We start from the raw sequence: 17,752 nt of genomic DNA on the forward strand, positions 1-17,752 counted from the left end.
TGCCGGATACGGACACCCCGGCGTTTGGGCCGAAACTAACTGAACTGCTCGCGGTATTGGCTGGGTGTCAGCCCCAGCTTTTCACCGAACAGAAAGCGCATGTGCCGCACGCTGCCAAAGCCGCTTCGGTAAGCCACCGTCTTGAGCGGCAGGTCACTGACTTCCAGCAGGCTTCTGGCGCGATCGATACGGGCGTTCTGCAGAAACTCCATGGGCGTCATCTGCACTTCGCGGGAGAACAGCCGGGCGAAATGCCGGGCGCTCATGTTAGCCATATTGGCCATGCGCTCGACGCTGAATGACTCGTCCAAGTGCTCCAGCACGTAATTCTGCACCCGAGTAACGGCGGTCTCGTTGGTCGCGACAGCGCCCATCAACGGACTGAATTGCGCCTGACCACCCTGGCGCTTCATCAGTACCAGCAATACCTTGGCGACGTCCTGCGCGACTTTCTTGCCGTGATCCTTGGCAACGACTGCCAGCGCCAGGTCGATACCTGCAGTGACCCCGCCGGAGGTCAGCAGGTTGCGGTCATTGATGTAGATCTGATCGGTCTCGACGATAGCCTTGGGAAAACGCTTGATCAGACGTTCGGTGTAATGCCAGTGAGTGGTCACCCGGTGGCCATCCAGCAGACCTGCCTCGCCGAGAATGAACGCGCCCGTACAGATCGAGCCGATACAACCCGCCTGCTCCCTGGCGCTCAATAGCCAGTCCACCAGCGGCTGGTGTTTATCGTCGTAGGCTCCCGGCCCGCCGGGTACCAGCAGCAAATCATGACTGCCAGCAACCTGCTCCAGGTGAGCATCGGCCATCACCCGCACACCATTGGATGCCCGGATGGCTCCGTGCTGGGTACCGACGGTGCTTATCTGGTAGTGTTTTTCCAGCGCCAGGTAGCGGTTGGCGATGGAAAACACCTCCATGGGGCCTGCCATGTCGAGCAGAAGAAATTCCGGGAACAGGACCATTGCTACGGTTTTCATGAATGAGACGTCACTTGAAAAGAGTAAAGGTCAGGGGCACATTATGGCGAAGATCGCAGGCGATGGGGATTATGCGTCGGGATCAGGCTTGGGCTGTACAGGCGCGCGGGTGCACGCCTGAGCAACTGTCAACCACAGCGAGACAGTCATTCGTCTTTCAGCTACTTATTGCACCAGCAGATAACCAGTAACCTTCGTCTCACTTGGTCGATACCTGAATCTGCAGCGTCGACATCTGGATGGAGAAACTATCATGCTGACTCTTCGCAAAGCTTCCAACCGTGGCGCAGCTGATCACGGCTGGCTCAAATCCTTTCATACTTTCTCGTTTGCCAGTTATCGCAACCCGAACGAACAGGGCTTCTCCGACCTGCTGGTGATCAACGACGACCGTGTGACCGCTGGCAAAGGCTTCGGACAGCACCCGCATCGCGACATGGAAATTTTTTCCTACGTGCTTGAAGGTGCGCTGGAACACAAGGACACCCTCGGTACCGGCTCGGTTATTCGTCCCGGTGACGTGCAACTGATGAGTGCCGGCAGCGGCGTGGCGCACAGTGAGTTCAACCACTCGCAAACCGAGGGCGTGCACTTTCTGCAGATCTGGATCGTACCCAATGTCAGCGGTGCCACTCCCAAGTATCAGCAAGAGCATTTCAGCCCCGAGCAGAAACGCGGTCGCCTGCAGCTGATCATTTCGCCCGACGGCGAAAACGGCGCGCTGAATGTCCGCCAGGATGCTCGTGTGTATGCCGGTCTGTTCGATGGCAGCGAAACCGCCACGCTTGAACTGGCTGCCAGTCGCTATGCCTATGTGCACGTTGCACGCGGCAGCGTGGTCCTTAACGGCCAGGCGCTTGGCGAAGGTGACGGTGTGCGTCTGCGTGATGAACAGGTCATCACTCTGAGCGAAGGCGTGGATGCCGAGGTGCTGGTGTTCGACCTGCGTCCCAATGAACTGCCGCAGATGCCTTGATGGCTGAACGCCTTGCCGGGCAGAGCGCTACGAAACCTGCAGAACGCCGTCCCATGGGACGGCGTTTCTGTATATGCCATAAACGTCAGGCAAACAGAGGTCGGAAATACTCATTACTTTGTTTCACTTGCTCCCCCTTCCATGCCTGATTCACGCTCCGCAAAAAGCGTGTGACGGGTGGAGCTCCCCCGTATCACCATCGACTTCCAATTTTAGCCAGAGGGACTGACCATGCCCCACGACCATCAACAGGATTGCGTCCTGTTAAAACCCGCTTCGACCTACCAGGGCAAGCAGGGCCTCGACTATCAGGTCGGGATATCAGCCGAAAGCGCTGGTGCACGACATATTCACATGCAATTGCTGACCATCCCGCCTGGCGGCAAAGGCAAGGCGCACAAACATCAGGAGCATGAGACCGCCATCTATGCCTTGAAAGGCGGAACGGGGTGCTGGTACGGCGAAGCGCTCGAGAAACACGCAACAGTGGAAGAAGGCGACTTTTTCTATATTCCCGCCGGCATGCCGCATGTGCCGTACAACCCGAGCACGGAACATGAAGCCACCGCCCTCATCGCCCGCACCGACCCCAACGAACAGGAAAGCGTGACCCTGATGCCGGAACTGGATGCATTGCTGGCTGAACGACAGGTTTGAGACCGGGCTTGAAACGCGCATACAAAAACGCCGCTCTGTTGAGCGGCGTTTTTGTGAATTTGGAGCGGGAAACGAGACTCGAACTCGCGACCCCGACCTTGGCAAGGTCGTGCTCTACCAACTGAGCTATTCCCGCAAATGGCGTCCCCTAGGGGACTCGAACCCCTGTTACCGCCGTGAAAGGGCGGTGTCCTAGGCCACTAGACGAAGGGGACACTGCCTGAAACATCATGGTGTATGTTCCAGTTCCAGACCTCCTCCGAAGAGGGTTCTGGTTTCACTCAACCCTGCCGTGAAGCAAGGCTGCTTAAAAATGGAGCGGGAAACGAGACTCGAACTCGCGACCCCGACCTTGGCAAGGTCGTGCTCTACCAACTGAGCTATTCCCGCAATGGCGTCCCCTAGGGGACTCGAACCCCTGTTACCGCCGTGAAAGGGCGGTGTCCTAGGCCACTAGACGAAGGGGACACACGTACAACATTCACTACTTATTGCGCTTCGCTGTGTGCTTTACGCTGTAAGTGGCGCGCATTCTATGGATGGTTTGAGGGGTCGTCAACCCCATTCTGAAAATTTATTGAAATCAACGACTTCGACCCCGTTAAGGGCACCGACCGACGGTTTGCGATTACGCACCTATAATAGAAGCGTTATGACAAAGTCCGACGGGCACATCTATGCGCAGTAGTGCTTAGCCACTACACTCCCTGCAAAATTACTTGAACAATTGAGGTTTGCGCAGTGACTCCACTCATGATCACGCTGATGGTAATAGCCGGTATCGCTGTGCTGATCGCGATCGGCTATTTGAACCATGTCGCTGAGAACAGCAAACTGGACAAGGCACGGACCAAGGTAGAGCTGAACGATCGCCTGCGTCGATGCGGCGAGATCACCGAAGTGTTTCCGGGCCAGCTCATGTCTCCGGCACTCAAGCTGCTGCTGACTCGCCTGGAACTGAACGTCGTGCAGCGCATGCTGGCGCTGGAAAAGGGCAACGCCCAACTCAAGAGCCGCATTGCCGAACTTGAAGTGCAGGTCGCCAAGGGCGACCGCATCGAAGTGACCAACCCTGTCACGCCGATCCAGACCGAAGCCAAGGCCAAGGACGTGCGCTTCCTGCTTGAAGCGCTGCATGGTCAGGTGACCCGCGCTGCCCACGATGGTTTCCTGCAGACCAGCGAAGCCAAGCACTGGATCCGCGAAATCCGCACGATTCTGGTGAACCTGCATATCGAGTTCTTCAACAACCTCGGTCAGATGGCGCTTTCTCAGGACCAGCCAGGTCAGGCGCGTCTGGCATTCGAACGTGGCGTGCAGTACCTGCGCAACCAGCCGGACCCGGTTACTTATCAGCAGCAGTTGCTGGCAATGGAAAAACAATTGGCCCGCGCCAACTCCATGGTGCTGACCAATACCGCCCCGACTGCCGACGATGACAACGCACTGACCGAAGGCCTCAAGGCTGACGACACCGAATCGGAATGGAAAAAGAAAGTCATCTACGATTGATGACTTGGCACCTCTGCCCCTGACACAGTCAGATGTACCTTCAGGCATCTGACTGTGGGAGGCGGCTTATAAGCGTCTACCGCAACCAACTCAGCAGTCGGTCGCCGCCAGAAAGATCGCCGCCAGACGTTCGATACCCGCCTGATCCACCTCGCTGAAACGCCGCACGCTCGGACTGTCCAGGTCCAGCACACCGATCAGTTTCCCGTCCTTGATCAACGGCACGACCAGTTCGCTGTTCGAGGCGCTGTCGCAGGCGATATGCCCCGCAAAACTGTGCACATCCTCGACACGCTGAGTCTGCCTGCTCTGCGCTGCCGCGCCGCACACACCACGCCCGAAGGGAATTCGCACGCAGGCAACCTGGCCCTGAAACGGCCCGAGAACCAGCTCTTCGTTGCGATTGAGGTAAAAGCCTGCCCAGTTCAAATCGTCGATCTGGGTGTACAGAAAAGCGGAAAACTGCGCGGCGTTGGCGATGAAGTCGCGCTCATCGGCCAGCAATGCTCCCAGTTGCGCAGCCAGCAGGTTGTAACCGTCCAGGCCTGCGCCCGTGTCTTGCAGATTGATCATGTAGGTTGCTCCAGCAATTGAAGGCCGACCCAGTAACGTGCGAACTGGTAGGCACAGCGACCATTTCGATTACCGCGTCCGGTCGCCCAGCGGACCGCGGCCTTGTCCAGATCCTCATCGCGCTGCCAGCTCAGACCGGATTTCAGCGCCAGTTGAGTGATCCAGTGTTCGACGACATTCAGGTAATGATCCTGCGTGAAGGGATAGAACGACAACCACAGCCCGAAACGGTCGGATAAGGCAATCTTGTCCTCCACCGCTTCACTGGGGTGAAGCTCGCCGTCGACCTGCTGCCAGTTGGCATTGTCGCTCTCCTTTTCAGGCACGAGGTGGCGACGGTTCGAGGTGGCGTAGAGCAGTACATTATCCGGTGCCTGCTCCAGCGAACCATCGAGCACACTCTTGAGCACCCGATAATCACCCTCGCCCGACTCGAACGACAGGTCATCACAGAACAGCACGAAGCGCTGTGGCAACGCCTGCAATTGCTCCACGACACGTGGCAGGTCGCCCAGGTGATCGCGCTCGATCTCGATCAGACGCAGGCCCGACCCTGCATATTCGGCCAGCAGCGCGCGAATCAGTGACGACTTGCCCGTACCGCGCGAACCCCACAACAGCGCATGGTTGGCCGGTAGCCCGTCGATGAACTGGCGGGTATTGCGGCCCAGTTGGTCACGCTGCAGATCCACGCCGATCAAGTCGGACAGGCGCATGTCGAGGCTGACTTCAAGCGGCATCAGGTAGCCGCTACGCCCTTCACGCACCCAGCGTGCGGCCAGCGCATGCGTCCAGTCGACCGGCTCGCGCAACGCTGGCAGCAAAGGTTCCAGACGCGCAAGCACCGCGTCTGCGCGCTCAAGAAAAGCATTCATCTGCGAATCCACAGTTTCTCCTTATATTTAACTGACTGATCAACTGCCCCGATCAGCTATGCTTGCCCGGCACCGGGCACCCGAAGTGGCAGTTAGTATTCATGGATATAAGGCTCAACAACAGGCTTTCGTTCAAGCAGGCGCGTCTTGCCGTACTGATCGGCTTCGCGCTTGGAACCTTGCTCAGCCTGTTTCAGATCGCAATCGATTATGCCAGCGAAGACGCTTCCATCGATCGCGAAATCAACTCCTTGCTGGAAATCATCCAGAACCCTGCCTCGCGTATCGCTTACAACATTGATGCCGAACTGGCCCAGGAACTGACCCTGGGCCTGCTGCGTTCGCCCGCCGTAGTCAGCGCCAGACTGACCGACAACAACAATATGGTGCTGTCCAGCGTCGAACGCCCGATGGCGACCGGTCGCTATCGGGTCCTCAGTGACTGGATGTTCGGCGAGAGCCGCCTGTTCGAGGAAAAGCTGAAACTGGACCACTTGCCGAATGAAACCATCGGCACGCTGTACCTGACCGTCGATACCTTTGCCTTCGGCAGTCACTTCATGCAACGCGCCGAAATCACCCTGCTCAACGGCTTCGTACGCAGCCTGGCGCTGGCCGCCATTCTGACGATTCTGTTCTACGCCACACTCACCAAACCCCTGGTCGGGTTGATCCGCGAGCTGAGCAGTCATGACCCGCGCAGTCCGCAGCGCTCAAAGATCACCTGCCCGCCAAATCATGAGCAGGATGAGATCGGCGTACTGGTTGAAACCTTCAACCGCCAGATCGAGACCGTGACCAGCGAGTTCGCCCGACGCCGCGAAGCCGAAGATCGCCTCACCGATCACCTGAACCAATTGGAAAGCATCGTCTCGGCCCGCACCAACGAATTGCGCACCAGTAACATCCGACTGCGCCAGTCCAACGAAGAATTACAGATTGCACGCAGCACCGCACTCGACATGGCACACGCGCGCTCGGCATTTCTGGCGCACATGAGCCATGAAATCCGCACGCCACTCAACGGCCTGCTGGGCATGCTGGCACTGTCGCTGGACGGTCCGCTGAATGCCGAGCAGCGTCAGCAGCTGTTGATTGCCCATGACTCCGGCAAGGTGCTGGTGGAACTGCTCAACGATATTCTCGACATGTCCAAATTCAATGCCGGGCATCTGGAGATTGAACGCATTCCGTTCGACCTGGGCCTGCTGGTCGAGGACACCGCCAACCTGCTGTCTCAGAACGCAGCGCCCAGCGTCGAACTGACGTGCCTGATTGGGTCGAATTTCCCGGCCATGGTTTCCGGCGACCCGACCAGAGTCAGGCAGATTGTCAGCAACCTGCTGTCCAACGCGCTCAAGTTCACCCGCTTCGGGCGAGTCGATGTGCGACTCAGCCATTCCATCGATCCGCAGACCCGGGAGAACCGGGTAAAGATTGAGGTACGCGACACCGGGATCGGCATCGCGCAGGAAGCCCAGACGCGAATCTTTCAGCCGTTCACCCAGGCAGAGGCCGCCATCACCCGGCAATATGGCGGCACCGGGCTCGGACTGTCGCTCACACACAGCCTGTGTCAGGCCATGAACGGCACCTTGACCTTTCAGTCCCGCTCGGGCTTTGGCAGCCAGTTCTGCGCAGAGCTGCCGCTGCCCGTGCACATCGAGGCCATATCCCCTGCCCGGCTCAAGGGCCGGGTGATGGTGATCAGTTCTGCAGGCAGTGGACTGGTGGAACTGTTGGGCAATCTGCTGCCGAGCTGGGGGGTGGACGTGGAGCGACGCAGCATTGATGACCGCGCCCAGCCACTGGAACTTGATACCCGCCCCGATCTGGTGATCACCGACTGCCCTGAATGCCTGTTCGCCATTCGACCTGCGACGCCCGCGCCCATTCTGCTGGTGACCGCTTACGGCAACTTCATGCCCGGCGAACAGGTGAGCGCCTTGGCGCCCCTCCAGCAACAGGCCCGGCCACTGGCTAGAAATGCGCTCTACCACACGCTACGCCGCGTGCTGGCTCATGAAGAAAACAGTGTGAAAGCTAATGCACTGCCGGAGCCGACCACACAACGTCCGGCGCGGATCCTGCTCGTGGAAGACAATCCGGTGAATCAACTGGTGGCCAAGGGGATACTCGCCAAACTGGGCTGCCACGTGGTGGTCAGCAGTCACGGCGGCGAAGCGCTTGAGGAGTTGGAGCGCGGTGATTTCGATCTGGTGCTGATGGATTGCAATATGCCGGTCATGAACGGCTATGAGGCCAGTCGGCAGATCCGTGCCAGCGGTCGCTGGCCCAACCTGCCTATTGTCGCCCTGACCGCCAACGCCATGCCCGACGAACGTGAGCGCTGCAAGGCCGCCGGGATGAGCGACTATCTGGCCAAGCCCTTCAGACGAGCCGAGCTGGTGAGTATTCTGGACCAATGGATCCCGATCACCGAACGAGCTGATCAGGACGTCTAACGCAGCAGCACTTCGATTTCCCCGGTCAGTTCTTCAGGCTTGGTCAGCGGCGCAAAACGCTTGACCAGCTTGCCGTCCTTGCCGATCAGAAACTTGGTGAAGTTCCACTTGATGCGCTCAGACCCGAGCAGCCCCGGCGCCTGCTTCTTGAGCTGCACGAACAACGGATGCGCCTGATCGCCATTGACGTCGATCTTTTTGAACAGCGGGAAGCTGACGCCGTAGTTGAGTTCGCAGAATCCGGAAATGGCGCCCTCGTCTCCCGGCTCCTGCTTGCCGAACTGATTGCAGGGAAAACCGAGCACGACCAGGCCCTGATCCTTGTAATCGTGCCAGAGCTTTTCCAGGCCTTTGTACTGCGGCGTGAAACCGCATTTGCTGGCGGTATTGACCACCAGCACGGCCTTGCCGGCAAAATCAGCGAGGGTTTTCTGCTCACCCTTGATGGTGGTGCACGGGATGCTCAGCAGGTTTTCGCTCATGACAGTGCCTCAGGCTAGTAGGGATCGCGATATGACCCATGACGTTAGCGTGCAATCGAGCGGAGCGCACTTCAATTTCCGGCGTTGATAAAACGCGATAAGCGCAGCGACCGCCCGTCACAGCATCGTTATGCGCGCGGTTCCAGGTTCAGACACACCGAATTGATGCAGTAACGCAGACCGGTCGGCGGCGGGCCATCCGGAAACACATGCCCCAGATGCGCATCACATTTGGCGCAGACCACTTCGGTACGGATCATGCCGTGACTGACGTCACGCACATCCACCACGGCGCTGTCTTCGATAGGCGCGTAGAAGCTCGGCCAGCCGCAGCCTGAATCGAACTTGGTTGCGGAGTCGAACAGCGCTTCGTTGCAGCACACACAGTGGTAGACGCCATCGGTCTTGGTATCGTTGTACTTGCCGCTGAAAGGGCGTTCGGTCGCTTTCAGGCGACAGACGTTGTACTGCTCAGGGTCAAGCATCGCCCTCCACTCTTCGAGCGTCTTCTCAAACTTTTCCACGGGTACACCTCCAATTCTGAAAAAGCCTGATCTGTATCTTTTCCGCAGATCAGGTGGCACGTATGATTGCGCCAGGTCAGGCGTCAGTCTGGCACCCGCGTTTGTCGCGCACAAATCCATTTCATCGTGTTTCGTGCAGCGACCTTCAATTGCAAGTCAGCAACAGCTCGTCCATTTTCGGGATCATCACCATGCAGTTCAGCAAATCGAACAAGCTCGCTAACGTCTGCTACGACATTCGCGGGCCGGTGCTCAAGCACGCCAAACGCCTGGAAGAGGAAGGCCATCGCATCCTCAAGCTGAATATCGGCAACCCGGCACCGTTTGGTTTCGAGGCGCCGGATGAAATCCTGCAGGACGTGATCCGCAACCTGCCGACCGCCCAGGGCTACAGCGACTCCAAGGGCCTGTTCAGCGCCCGCAAGGCCGTGATGCAGTACTACCAGCAGAAGCAGGTCGAAGGTGTCGGCATCGAAGACATCTACCTGGGCAACGGCGTGTCCGAACTGATCGTGATGTCGATGCAGGCGTTGCTCAACAATGGCGATGAAGTGCTGGTCCCGGCGCCTGATTATCCATTGTGGACCGCTGCCGTCGCATTGTCCGGCGGCAACCCCGTGCACTACCTGTGCGACGAGCAGGCCAACTGGTGGCCGGACCTGGCCGACATCAAGGCCAAGATCACGCCCAACACCAAGGCCATGGTGATCATCAACCCGAATAACCCGACGGGTGCCGTGTACTCCAAAGAAGTGCTGCTGGGCATGCTGGAGCTGGCTCGCCAGCACAATCTGGTGGTGTTCTCCGACGAGATCTACGACAAGATCCTCTACGACGATGCCGTGCATGTGTGCACCGCCTCACTGGCACCGGACCTGCTGTGCCTGACCTTCAACGGCCTGTCCAAGTCGTACCGGGTCGCAGGCTTCCGCTCCGGCTGGATCGCGATCTCCGGCCCCAAGCACAACGCACAGAGCTACATTGAAGGCATCGACATTCTGGCCAACATGCGTCTGTGCGCCAACGTGCCGAGCCAGCACGCCATTCAGACCGCACTGGGCGGTTACCAGAGCATCAACGACCTTATCCTCCCGCCGGGCCGTCTGCTGGAGCAGCGTAACCGTACCTGGGAATTGCTCAACGACATTCCCGGCGTCAGCTGCGTGAAGCCGATGGGGGCGCTGTACGCCTTCCCGCGCATCGACCCGAAGATCTGCCCGATCCATAACGACGAGAAATTCGTGCTGGACCTGCTGCTGTCGGAAAAACTGCTGGTTGTGCAAGGTACCGCCTTCAACTGGCCGTGGCCGGATCACTTCCGCGTGGTGACCCTGCCTCGCGTGGACGAGCTGGAGCAGGCCATTGGCCGCATCGGCAACTTCCTGAAGGGTTATCGCCAATAGGCCATCACTGTATGTGATGCCTTCGCACCGTGCCCCGACCTGTTCGGGGCATTTTATTTATGCGCCGGATTGACCCGCTCGTTTTTCAGCATTGATCCGCTGCGAGGTCGGGGGCTATGGCTCAGGCGCCGTTCAGGTTCCCGGGATTACCATCGAATCAGACCAGAGGACACAGTTTGAAATAGTCCCTCTGTTGAATAGCGGCAGGCATCACCTTATATACCCGGCATCCAGTTACATTTTGTCCTGAGGAGAACGTTTCGACCATGATGCGCATTTTGCTGTTTTTGGCCACTAACCTTGCGGTCGTGCTGATAGCCAGCATTACCCTGAGCCTTTTTGGCTTCAATGGGTTCATGGCGGCCAACGGGGTTGATCTGAACCTCAATCAGCTGCTGGTTTTCTGCGCCGTGTTCGGTTTCGCGGGCTCGCTGTTCTCGCTGTTCATTTCCAAATGGATGGCAAAGATGAGCACCGGCACTCAGATCATCACCCAGCCGCGCACCCGCCATGAGCAATGGTTGCTGCAGACCGTGGAAGAACTGTCCCGCGATGCAGGCATCAAGATGCCGGAAGTCGGTATCTTTCCGGCTTACGAAGCCAACGCGTTCGCGACGGGCTGGAACAAAAACGATGCACTGGTTGCCGTCAGCCAGGGCCTGCTCGAGCGCTTTTCGCCCGATGAGGTGAAAGCGGTGCTGGCCCACGAAATCGGTCACGTATCGAACGGCGACATGGTGACGCTGGCGCTGGTGCAGGGCGTGGTGAACACCTTTGTGATGTTCTTCGCCCGCATCATCGGCAACTTCGTCGACAAGGTGATTTTCAAGACCGAAAACGGTCAGGGTATCGCCTACTACATCACGACGATTTTCGCTGAACTGGTCCTGGGTTTCCTGGCCAGCGCCATCGTGATGTGGTTCTCGCGCAAGCGTGAGTTCCGTGCTGACGATGCCGGTGCACGTCTGGCCGGTACTCAGTCGATGATCAGCGCCTTGCAGCGCCTGCGCTCCGAGCAGGGCGTGCCGGTGAACATGCCTGACAGCCTCACCGCGTTCGGCATCAACGCCAGCCTGAAGCATGGCATCGCTGGCCTGTTCATGAGCCACCCTCCGCTGGAAGTACGCATAGAAGCGCTGCGCCGCCGTGGCTGATTGATCGAGCAGTAACGAAAAAAGGGCAACGTGAGTTGCCCTTTTTTTATCTCTACTCACTGCACACAGACGCCTCTTATCAAACAACCTGTAACCACTGAAACCACTGAAGGAACGCGATTTTGTGGGAGCGGACCGGGCGGCGTTCCGTTTGTCCGCGAAAGCAGGTGCCGCCGATGAAGATGCAGCGTCTGAAACATGGTATTCGCGGACAAGTCCGCTTGTATGGTAGGACTTGAAGGGAGGAGGAGGGACTCAGTTCGCTTCTGACTGTTTGCGCAGTACAGACCTGTGGGAGATTTCACCCCTCCTCCTTTCACCCAAGCGCCGATAAAGAATGCTTATGGCTCGCGACCTACGATAGAAACAAGCCTGCGCCTCTGGGTGGTCCCTTCAAGTTCTCAAACCTTATCCCGGAGATTGCGCCATGGCAATGCTGGTTGCCCAGACTAAACCTGTCGTCGGAGTAGACGTCGCCAAAAATGAGCTGGTGATCTATCAGGACCAGTCCGACCGACTTGAAGCGATTCCCAACACCAAGGCGTCTATCAGCAAGTGGTTGCGTACCTTGGCTGGAACGGTGTCAATCGCTGTCGAAGCCACCAATACCTACCACGTACTGTTCGCCGACATGGCTTATGAGGCCGGCTGCACCATCTATATGATCGATGGTTACCAACTGAGCCATTACCGAAAAGGCGTCAATGTACGCGCCAAGACGGATGCGCTGGACGCTCGTTTGCTTGCCCGATATTTGAAGAAAGAGGCTGACGAGCTGCACCCCTGGGTACCGCCGTGCCCGCTTTATCGTCAGTTGCTGAGCCTGTTTCGTCGTCGTGCGGCGTTGGTCCAGGCGCGTACCGGACTGGTTCAGAGCTGGTCCAATGAGCCCCTGTTGAAAACAGCGTTCGCGGCGCAGATCAATTCGATGAAGCGCCTTGAAGCGCTGGTCGAGAAGAAGATCAAGGATGTCCTGCAGCGAGCCGAGTTGATGGGACAGGTCAGTCGTTGCATGAAAGTAGAAGGTATCGGCTTTCTGACGGCGGCCCGGCTGGTCACTACTTTTCAGCGAGGCGAATTCAGCAACGCCAACGCCTTCATCGCCTTTTTAGGCCTGGACCTCAGGGTGTCCAAATCCGGACAAAGTGACGGGCCGCGCCGCCTGACCAAGCGTGGCGATCCGGAAGCCCGTCGGCTGCTTCATAACGCGGCCATGTCTGGCAGCCGTACAGCCGCGTGGAAGCCGTTTTATGAAGAGCAGAGAAAGCGTGGCTTCAGCACCACTCAAGCCTTGGTCATGCTGGCAAGGAAGATGGCTCGAGTCGTATTCGCCCTGTTAAAAACCCAGAGCGAATATCAATCAAAGGCGGCTTGAGGGGTTTCCCAAAACCATAGAATCTCCCACGTGTTTACCGCGCGACAGCGCTACGTCGAAGACGTGGTGGCGCCTCCCACAGTCAAATGAGATACCCGTGATGTTCGGGTATCCGCAGAATCAAGCGTCGGCCAATACCAGACGCTCCATCCAGTAAGCACACTCATCCATACGCCTTACCCCTGCGCCCAGCGCTCTGGGACTGCTCTGGAGCGCATCGCGCTCACTGACCCGCCTCGCATTCCAGTGTGCAGACACATAAGCCTGCAGCCACTCGTGAGGCACGGAGAACGGCGGGCCGTCCAGCTCGGCCTGATCGTAATCCAGCGTGATCAGCAATCCCCTGCACACTGGCGGCATCAACTGCTCAAGCTGTCGGACGTAACGTTCCCTCATGTCGGACGGCAACGCTATCATCGCGGCCCGGTCATAAAATGCTGCGCACACACCGATGTCTTCAGCCGTCAGCGCAAAGAAATCACCACACCAGATGTCGATACCAGGTGCCGAGTACAGAGTGAAGCCTCCACGCTGTGTCACCCGCGGTTCAAGCTGGTGCTCCGCAAAATAGCCCTCCACCGCCGTCTGCGACAGCTCGACGCCGACTACCTGAAAGCCCTGCTCGACCAGCCAGCTCATGTCATGGCTCTTGCCGCACAAGGGCACCAGCACGCGGGCGCCCTTCTCCAGTTCCAATTCGGGCCAAAGCTTGCGCAGGTCCTGATTCACGTCGGCCTGATGAAAGCCGATCTGCCCCGCTGTCCAGCGCTGCCGCCAAAATTCTGCGTCCACAAACCCTCCCGATAATCCGATCAAACCGCATCAAAACTTATATTAGATTTGGATCCCGACCCTGGCGGAAGATGTGTCATCACTATTTTCATGGAGTCCACATGTTCCCCAGCCTGTTTATCTCGCACGGCTCGCCCATGCTGGCGCTGCAGCCCGGCGAGAGCGGTCCTGCGCTGGCACGTCTTGTAGCCGAAATGCCAAGACCGCGCGCCATCGTGATGGTATCGGCCCATTGGGAAAGCCACGAGCTGCTGGTCAACGGCAACCCGCAGCCGGAAACCTGGCACGACTTCGGCGGCTTCCCTGCAGAATTGTTCGCTGTGCAGTACCCCGCCCCCGGCCTGCCTGATTTGACCCGCGAAGTGGTCGAGCTTCTGGCCGCCAGCGACCTGCCCGCACGTATCGACAGCAGACGTCCGTTCGATCATGGCGTCTGGGTGCCGCTGTCGCTGATGTATCCACAGGCCGATATCCCGGTGGTGCAGATTTCCCTGCCCAGCCGACTAGGCCCCGAGTTGCAGACTCGTGTCGGCAAGGCGCTTGCCGGCTTGCGCGCTCACGGCGTATTGATCATCGGCTCCGGCAGCATCACCCATAATCTGGGCGAATTGAACTGGAACGGCGACTCGGCACGCGTGGAGCCATGGGCACAGGCATTCAGGGACTGGATGATCGACAAGCTGGCCAGCGACGACGAAAGCGCGCTGCACCACTATCGCAGCCTCGCGCCGCACGCCGTGCGCGCTCACCCGAGCGACGAGCACCTGCTGCCGCTGTACTTCGCCAGAGGCGCGGGCGATGAATTCAGCATCGCGCATCAGGGTTTCACCATGGGCGCGCTGGGCATGGACATCTATCGGTTCGGCTGAAGCGTTAAAAATCCGAAGCAAAAAAATCCCCGAACCAGTCGGGGATTTTTTATTGGACGATCAGCTCAAGAGCGGATCAATCCTCGCGATAGCGACGCAGCTTCAACTGCTTGCCAGCAACGCGGGTGTCCTTGAGCTTGGTCAGCAGACGCTCAAGGCCATCTTCCGGCAGCTCGACCAGGCTGAAGCTGTCACGGACCTGGATACGGCCGATGGCTTCGCGGGCCAGGCCGCCTTCGTTGAGGATGGCACCCAGCAGGTTCTTGGCAGCGATACCATCACGCGCGCCCAGCGCGGTACGGCAACGGGCACGACCTTCGGCCAATGGAACCGGCGCACGACGCTCGCGCTCTGGACGATCGCCACGATCACCACGGTCCGGACGATCGCCACGCGGGGCGTTGTTCGGAACCAGTGGGCGCTCGCGCTCAATGGCAGCCAGAGTCAGGGCCTGACCGTTGGTAGCCTTGCGCAGCAGAGCGGCAGCCAGTGCACGTGGCGAGCAACCGATATCGGCAGTCAGACGATCCAGCAGATCACCGTGGGTCGACTCGGCGTCGGCAACCAGCGGCGACAGGCTGTTGGTCAGCTTCTTGATGCGGGCATCCAGCACAGCCTGGGCATCCGGCAGGCGGACTTCCGCAACCTTCTGGCCAGTCACACGCTCGATAACCTGCAGCATGCGGCGCTCACGCGGCGTCACCAGCAGCAGTGCGCGACCTTCGCGACCGGCACGGCCGGTACGGCCGATACGGTGAACGTAGGACTCAGGATCGTAAGGCATGTCCACGTTGAACACGTGGGTGATACGCGGAACGTCGAGACCACGGGCAGCAACGTCGGTCGCTACAACGATGTCCAGACGGCCATCCTTGAGGGACTCGATGACGCGCTCACGCTGGTTCTGGGCGATGTCGCCGTTCAGTGCAGCGGCCTTGTAGCCTTTGGCTTCCAGCGCGCTGGCCAGATCCAGGGTCGCCTGCTTGGTGCGGACGAACATGATCAGGGCGTCGAAGTCTTCGACTTCCAGCAGGCTCAGAACTGCAGAGGTCTTCTGGTCAGCGTGAACCAGCAGGTGAGCCTGCTCGATCGCGGTAACGGTCTGGGTCTTGGTCTGGATCTTGACGTGCTTCGGATCGCGCAGGTGGCGTTCGGCGATGGCACGGATCGACTGTGGCAGTGTGGCCGAGAACAGAACGGTCTGGCGGGTCTCAGGCATGGCCTTGAAGATCACTTCCAGATCGTCCATGAAGCCCAGCTTCAGCATTTCGTCCGCTTCGTCCAGAACCAGGTGGTTCACGGTCGCCAGGACCTTTTCGTCACGGCGAAGGTGATCGCACAGACGGCCTGGAGTGGCGACGACGATTTGAGCGCCGTTGCGAATGGCCTTGAGCTGAGGGCCCATAGGCGCGCCGCCGTAGACCGCTACAACGGTCACGCCCGGCATTTGTTTTGCGTAGGTCTCGAACGCGGTGGCAACTTGAAGTGCCAGCTCGCGGGTCGGGGCCAGGATCAGTGCTTGCGGCTCGCGCTTGCTCGGGTCGATGCGATGCAGGATAGGCAGTGCGAACGCGGCGGTTTTACCCGTGCCGGTTTGCGCCTGACCAATCATGTCGTGACCGGCGAGAATAATCGGGATCGATTGCTGCTGAATGGCCGAAGGCTCTTCGTAGCCAGTGGCGACGACAGCTGCAACGATATTGGGATGAAGTTCGAGAGCGGCGAAGCCGCCGATTTCCTGGGTCATGGGTCTGCCTCTAGTGCATCCGCAAAGACCCATGCTTCAAAGCTGCGCGTGCCGTGTACGACCTTGAGGTCACCCTGGCTGCTTTGTCGGCGGGGATTTGCGAAAACGTTTGATGAATGGATCGTCAATGATAGTTCGCAGTGCGAACGCGCGACCGAAGCGGGCTTCGGAGAACTGCTATATCACGACGAGGGCCTCGTTAAGGCCGGCGCGCACTATACCGGAATTGCGCACGAAAGTGAGTCTTTTTTTTGCGAAACGTTGCCGGCCAGGCACGAAGAATCAGGCGTTTCAAACCCTGAGCTTCCTGCCCGGCACCGTACGGCCCCGCGATTACGGGGACGGCAGCTTAAACGTTTCACCGATTTCTGCAAATGATCAGGGTCAGGTCTTTCGACGTGCGGCGAATTGTCCCACATACGTTTTAAGTTTTGTCTGGCTCAGGTCGCAGGCCTGACTGACTTGATCAATGAGTCCAGCGAATAACCCAACCGGGACGTCAGCGCTTCGGCGCGCCGGGCGAGTGCGTCAAGATCCAGCGCCTGATCCAGATCCGAGGGCACAATAAGGATGACGTTGCCCTCCTTTACCGGCAGCTCCCAGTAGTGGCGATGATAAAGGCCGCGCAACAGGGCGGCCCCCAAGGGTTTGCCATCGTCGGTCGCCCACTGGTTGATGATCAGCCAGCCACCGGGATTCAGACGCTGCTGACAGCCCTGAAGGAAATTCCAGGCCAGATGCCCGACACCCGGACCGACATCGGTATACAGATCGACGAAGATCAGATCGGCAGGCTCGGTGCTGTCGAGCAGATCCAGCGCGTCGCCGATGCGTATATAAAGGCGCGGATCATCGTCCAGCCCCATGTACTCCATCGCCAGCTGCGGAACGTCGGGGCGCAGCTCAATGACTTCCACGTCTTCCAGCGGCAGGAACTTCATGCACGCCTGAGTCAGCGTCCCGGCACCCAGCCCCAGGAACAGCGCGCTTTCCGGTGCCTCATGGCACAGCGCACCAATCAGCATAGCGCGGGTGTAGTCGTACTCCAGCCAACTGGGATCGGCCGTGAAGGTGCAGCTTTGCTCGATGGCGTCGCCAAATTCCAGAAAGCGATAATCGTCGACTTCCAGCACGCGGATCATGCCGTAATCGTCGTGGACTTCCGCCAGAATCCGTTCTACGCGTTCACGCTCTTCCGTCATTACCGTTCCCGATTGGCCCGCAAAACGCGAATTGTCGGCCATGCCACGTACTTTGTCACATGTTCAGGAGGACAACGGGAGCCCGGTTATCCGCGCCGCGCTGGCAGCAGCACGGCGAACTGCTAACATGCCGATCCGATTGCACAACCCTAGAGCCAAT

16 protein-coding genes and 4 tRNA genes are annotated in these 17,752 nt (G+C 58.8%); 8 read left to right on the top strand and 12 right to left on the bottom strand.

Going from position 1 to position 17,752, the window contains the following annotated elements; all coding sequences use genetic code 11:
• Window positions 1-35: 35 nt before the first annotated feature.
• A complete protein-coding gene (locus tag AC0IXS_RS06515) occupies window positions 36-986 on the bottom strand; it encodes a GlxA family transcriptional regulator (RefSeq protein ID WP_029243898.1) in 951 nt (316 codons plus the stop codon).
• A gap of 253 nt (window positions 987-1,239) precedes the next feature.
• Between AC0IXS_RS06515 and AC0IXS_RS06520 the strand changes: the two genes are divergently transcribed.
• On the top strand, window positions 1,240-1,962 hold the full coding sequence (locus AC0IXS_RS06520) for a pirin family protein (protein ID WP_057408564.1): 723 nt from the start codon (window positions 1,240-1,242) through the stop codon (window positions 1,960-1,962).
• Window positions 1,963-2,193: 231 nt separating this feature from the next.
• Window positions 2,194-2,619, top strand: a complete 426-nt coding sequence (locus AC0IXS_RS06525) for a cupin domain-containing protein (RefSeq protein WP_057408563.1) — start codon at window positions 2,194-2,196, stop codon at window positions 2,617-2,619.
• 60 nt (window positions 2,620-2,679) lie between these two features.
• Here the strand turns inward: AC0IXS_RS06525 and AC0IXS_RS06530 are convergent.
• The 4 genes from AC0IXS_RS06530 to AC0IXS_RS06545 form a co-directional block, all read right to left on the bottom strand.
• Window positions 2,680-2,755, bottom strand: a tRNA-Gly gene (locus AC0IXS_RS06530).
• Between the two features lie 3 nt (window positions 2,756-2,758).
• Window positions 2,759-2,834 (bottom strand) — tRNA-Glu (locus AC0IXS_RS06535).
• Window positions 2,835-2,933: 99 nt separating this feature from the next.
• Window positions 2,934-3,009, bottom strand: a tRNA-Gly gene (locus AC0IXS_RS06540).
• Window positions 3,010-3,011: 2 nt separating this feature from the next.
• Window positions 3,012-3,087 (bottom strand) — tRNA-Glu (locus AC0IXS_RS06545).
• Between the two features lie 285 nt (window positions 3,088-3,372).
• Between AC0IXS_RS06545 and AC0IXS_RS06550 the strand changes: the two genes are divergently transcribed.
• Window positions 3,373-4,131 (top strand): hypothetical protein, encoded by a 759-nt coding sequence (locus AC0IXS_RS06550; protein ID WP_081021690.1) that lies wholly within the window; start codon window positions 3,373-3,375, stop codon window positions 4,129-4,131.
• 90 nt (window positions 4,132-4,221) lie between these two features.
• Here AC0IXS_RS06550 and AC0IXS_RS06555 read toward each other — a convergent pair whose 3' ends face one another.
• Both AC0IXS_RS06555 and AC0IXS_RS06560 read right to left on the bottom strand, forming a co-directional pair.
• Window positions 4,222-4,704, bottom strand: a complete 483-nt coding sequence (locus AC0IXS_RS06555) for a GAF domain-containing protein (protein WP_057408561.1) — start codon at window positions 4,702-4,704, stop codon at window positions 4,222-4,224.
• Window positions 4,701-5,579, bottom strand: a complete 879-nt coding sequence (locus tag AC0IXS_RS06560; RefSeq protein WP_194733136.1) for an ATP-binding protein — start codon at window positions 5,577-5,579, stop codon at window positions 4,701-4,703. The genes AC0IXS_RS06555 and AC0IXS_RS06560 overlap by 4 nt, the downstream gene beginning before the upstream one ends.
• A gap of 101 nt (window positions 5,580-5,680) precedes the next feature.
• On the opposite strand from AC0IXS_RS06560, the gene AC0IXS_RS06565 reads away from it, so the two are divergent.
• A complete protein-coding gene (locus AC0IXS_RS06565) occupies window positions 5,681-8,044 on the top strand; it encodes a hybrid sensor histidine kinase/response regulator (RefSeq protein WP_191955032.1) in 2,364 nt (787 codons plus the stop codon).
• Here the strand turns inward: AC0IXS_RS06565 and AC0IXS_RS06570 are convergent.
• Both AC0IXS_RS06570 and msrB read right to left on the bottom strand, forming a co-directional pair.
• A complete protein-coding gene (locus tag AC0IXS_RS06570) occupies window positions 8,041-8,526 on the bottom strand; it encodes a glutathione peroxidase (RefSeq protein WP_122690137.1) in 486 nt (161 codons plus the stop codon). The two genes, AC0IXS_RS06565 and AC0IXS_RS06570, sit on opposite strands and share 4 nt — an antisense overlap.
• Window positions 8,527-8,654: 128 nt before the next feature.
• Entirely contained in the window at window positions 8,655-9,050 is a 396-nt protein-coding gene (msrB, locus tag AC0IXS_RS06575; RefSeq protein WP_057408558.1) for a peptide-methionine (R)-S-oxide reductase MsrB, read from the bottom strand.
• A 191-nt stretch (window positions 9,051-9,241) separates the two neighbouring features.
• Here msrB and AC0IXS_RS06580 point away from each other — a divergent pair, with 191 nt between their 5' ends.
• The 3 genes from AC0IXS_RS06580 to AC0IXS_RS06590 all read left to right on the top strand — a co-directional run bounded on the left by AC0IXS_RS06580 (window position 9,242) and on the right by AC0IXS_RS06590 (window position 12,982).
• On the top strand, window positions 9,242-10,453 hold the full coding sequence (locus tag AC0IXS_RS06580; RefSeq protein ID WP_004884240.1) for a pyridoxal phosphate-dependent aminotransferase: 1,212 nt from the start codon (window positions 9,242-9,244) through the stop codon (window positions 10,451-10,453).
• 266 nt (window positions 10,454-10,719) lie between these two features.
• Entirely contained in the window at window positions 10,720-11,607 is an 888-nt protein-coding gene (gene htpX / locus AC0IXS_RS06585; RefSeq protein WP_025993775.1) for a protease HtpX, read from the top strand.
• A gap of 427 nt (window positions 11,608-12,034) precedes the next feature.
• A complete protein-coding gene (locus AC0IXS_RS06590; protein WP_057409210.1) occupies window positions 12,035-12,982 on the top strand; it encodes an IS110 family transposase in 948 nt (315 codons plus the stop codon).
• Between the two features lie 120 nt (window positions 12,983-13,102).
• Here the strand turns inward: AC0IXS_RS06590 and AC0IXS_RS06595 are convergent, their stop codons facing one another.
• Window positions 13,103-13,774, bottom strand: coding sequence for a thiopurine S-methyltransferase (locus AC0IXS_RS06595; RefSeq protein ID WP_122667749.1), 672 nt, complete (start codon window positions 13,772-13,774; stop codon window positions 13,103-13,105).
• Window positions 13,775-13,875: 101 nt separating this feature from the next.
• Between AC0IXS_RS06595 and AC0IXS_RS06600 the strand changes: the two genes are divergently transcribed.
• Window positions 13,876-14,643, top strand: a complete 768-nt coding sequence (locus tag AC0IXS_RS06600) for a DODA-type extradiol aromatic ring-opening family dioxygenase (protein ID WP_057408193.1) — start codon at window positions 13,876-13,878, stop codon at window positions 14,641-14,643.
• A 76-nt stretch (window positions 14,644-14,719) separates the two neighbouring features.
• Here the strand turns inward: AC0IXS_RS06600 and AC0IXS_RS06605 are convergent, their stop codons facing one another.
• Complete coding sequence (locus tag AC0IXS_RS06605) at window positions 14,720-16,390, bottom strand: DEAD/DEAH box helicase (RefSeq protein ID WP_025993778.1); 1,671 nt, start codon at window positions 16,388-16,390, stop codon at window positions 14,720-14,722.
• A 440-nt stretch (window positions 16,391-16,830) separates the two neighbouring features.
• Complete coding sequence (locus AC0IXS_RS06610; RefSeq protein WP_122667748.1) at window positions 16,831-17,592, bottom strand: spermidine synthase; 762 nt, start codon at window positions 17,590-17,592, stop codon at window positions 16,831-16,833.
• Window positions 17,593-17,752: the final 160 nt, after the last annotated feature.

The sequence above is a fragment of the Pseudomonas sp. AC016 genome, from assembly GCF_979253365.1.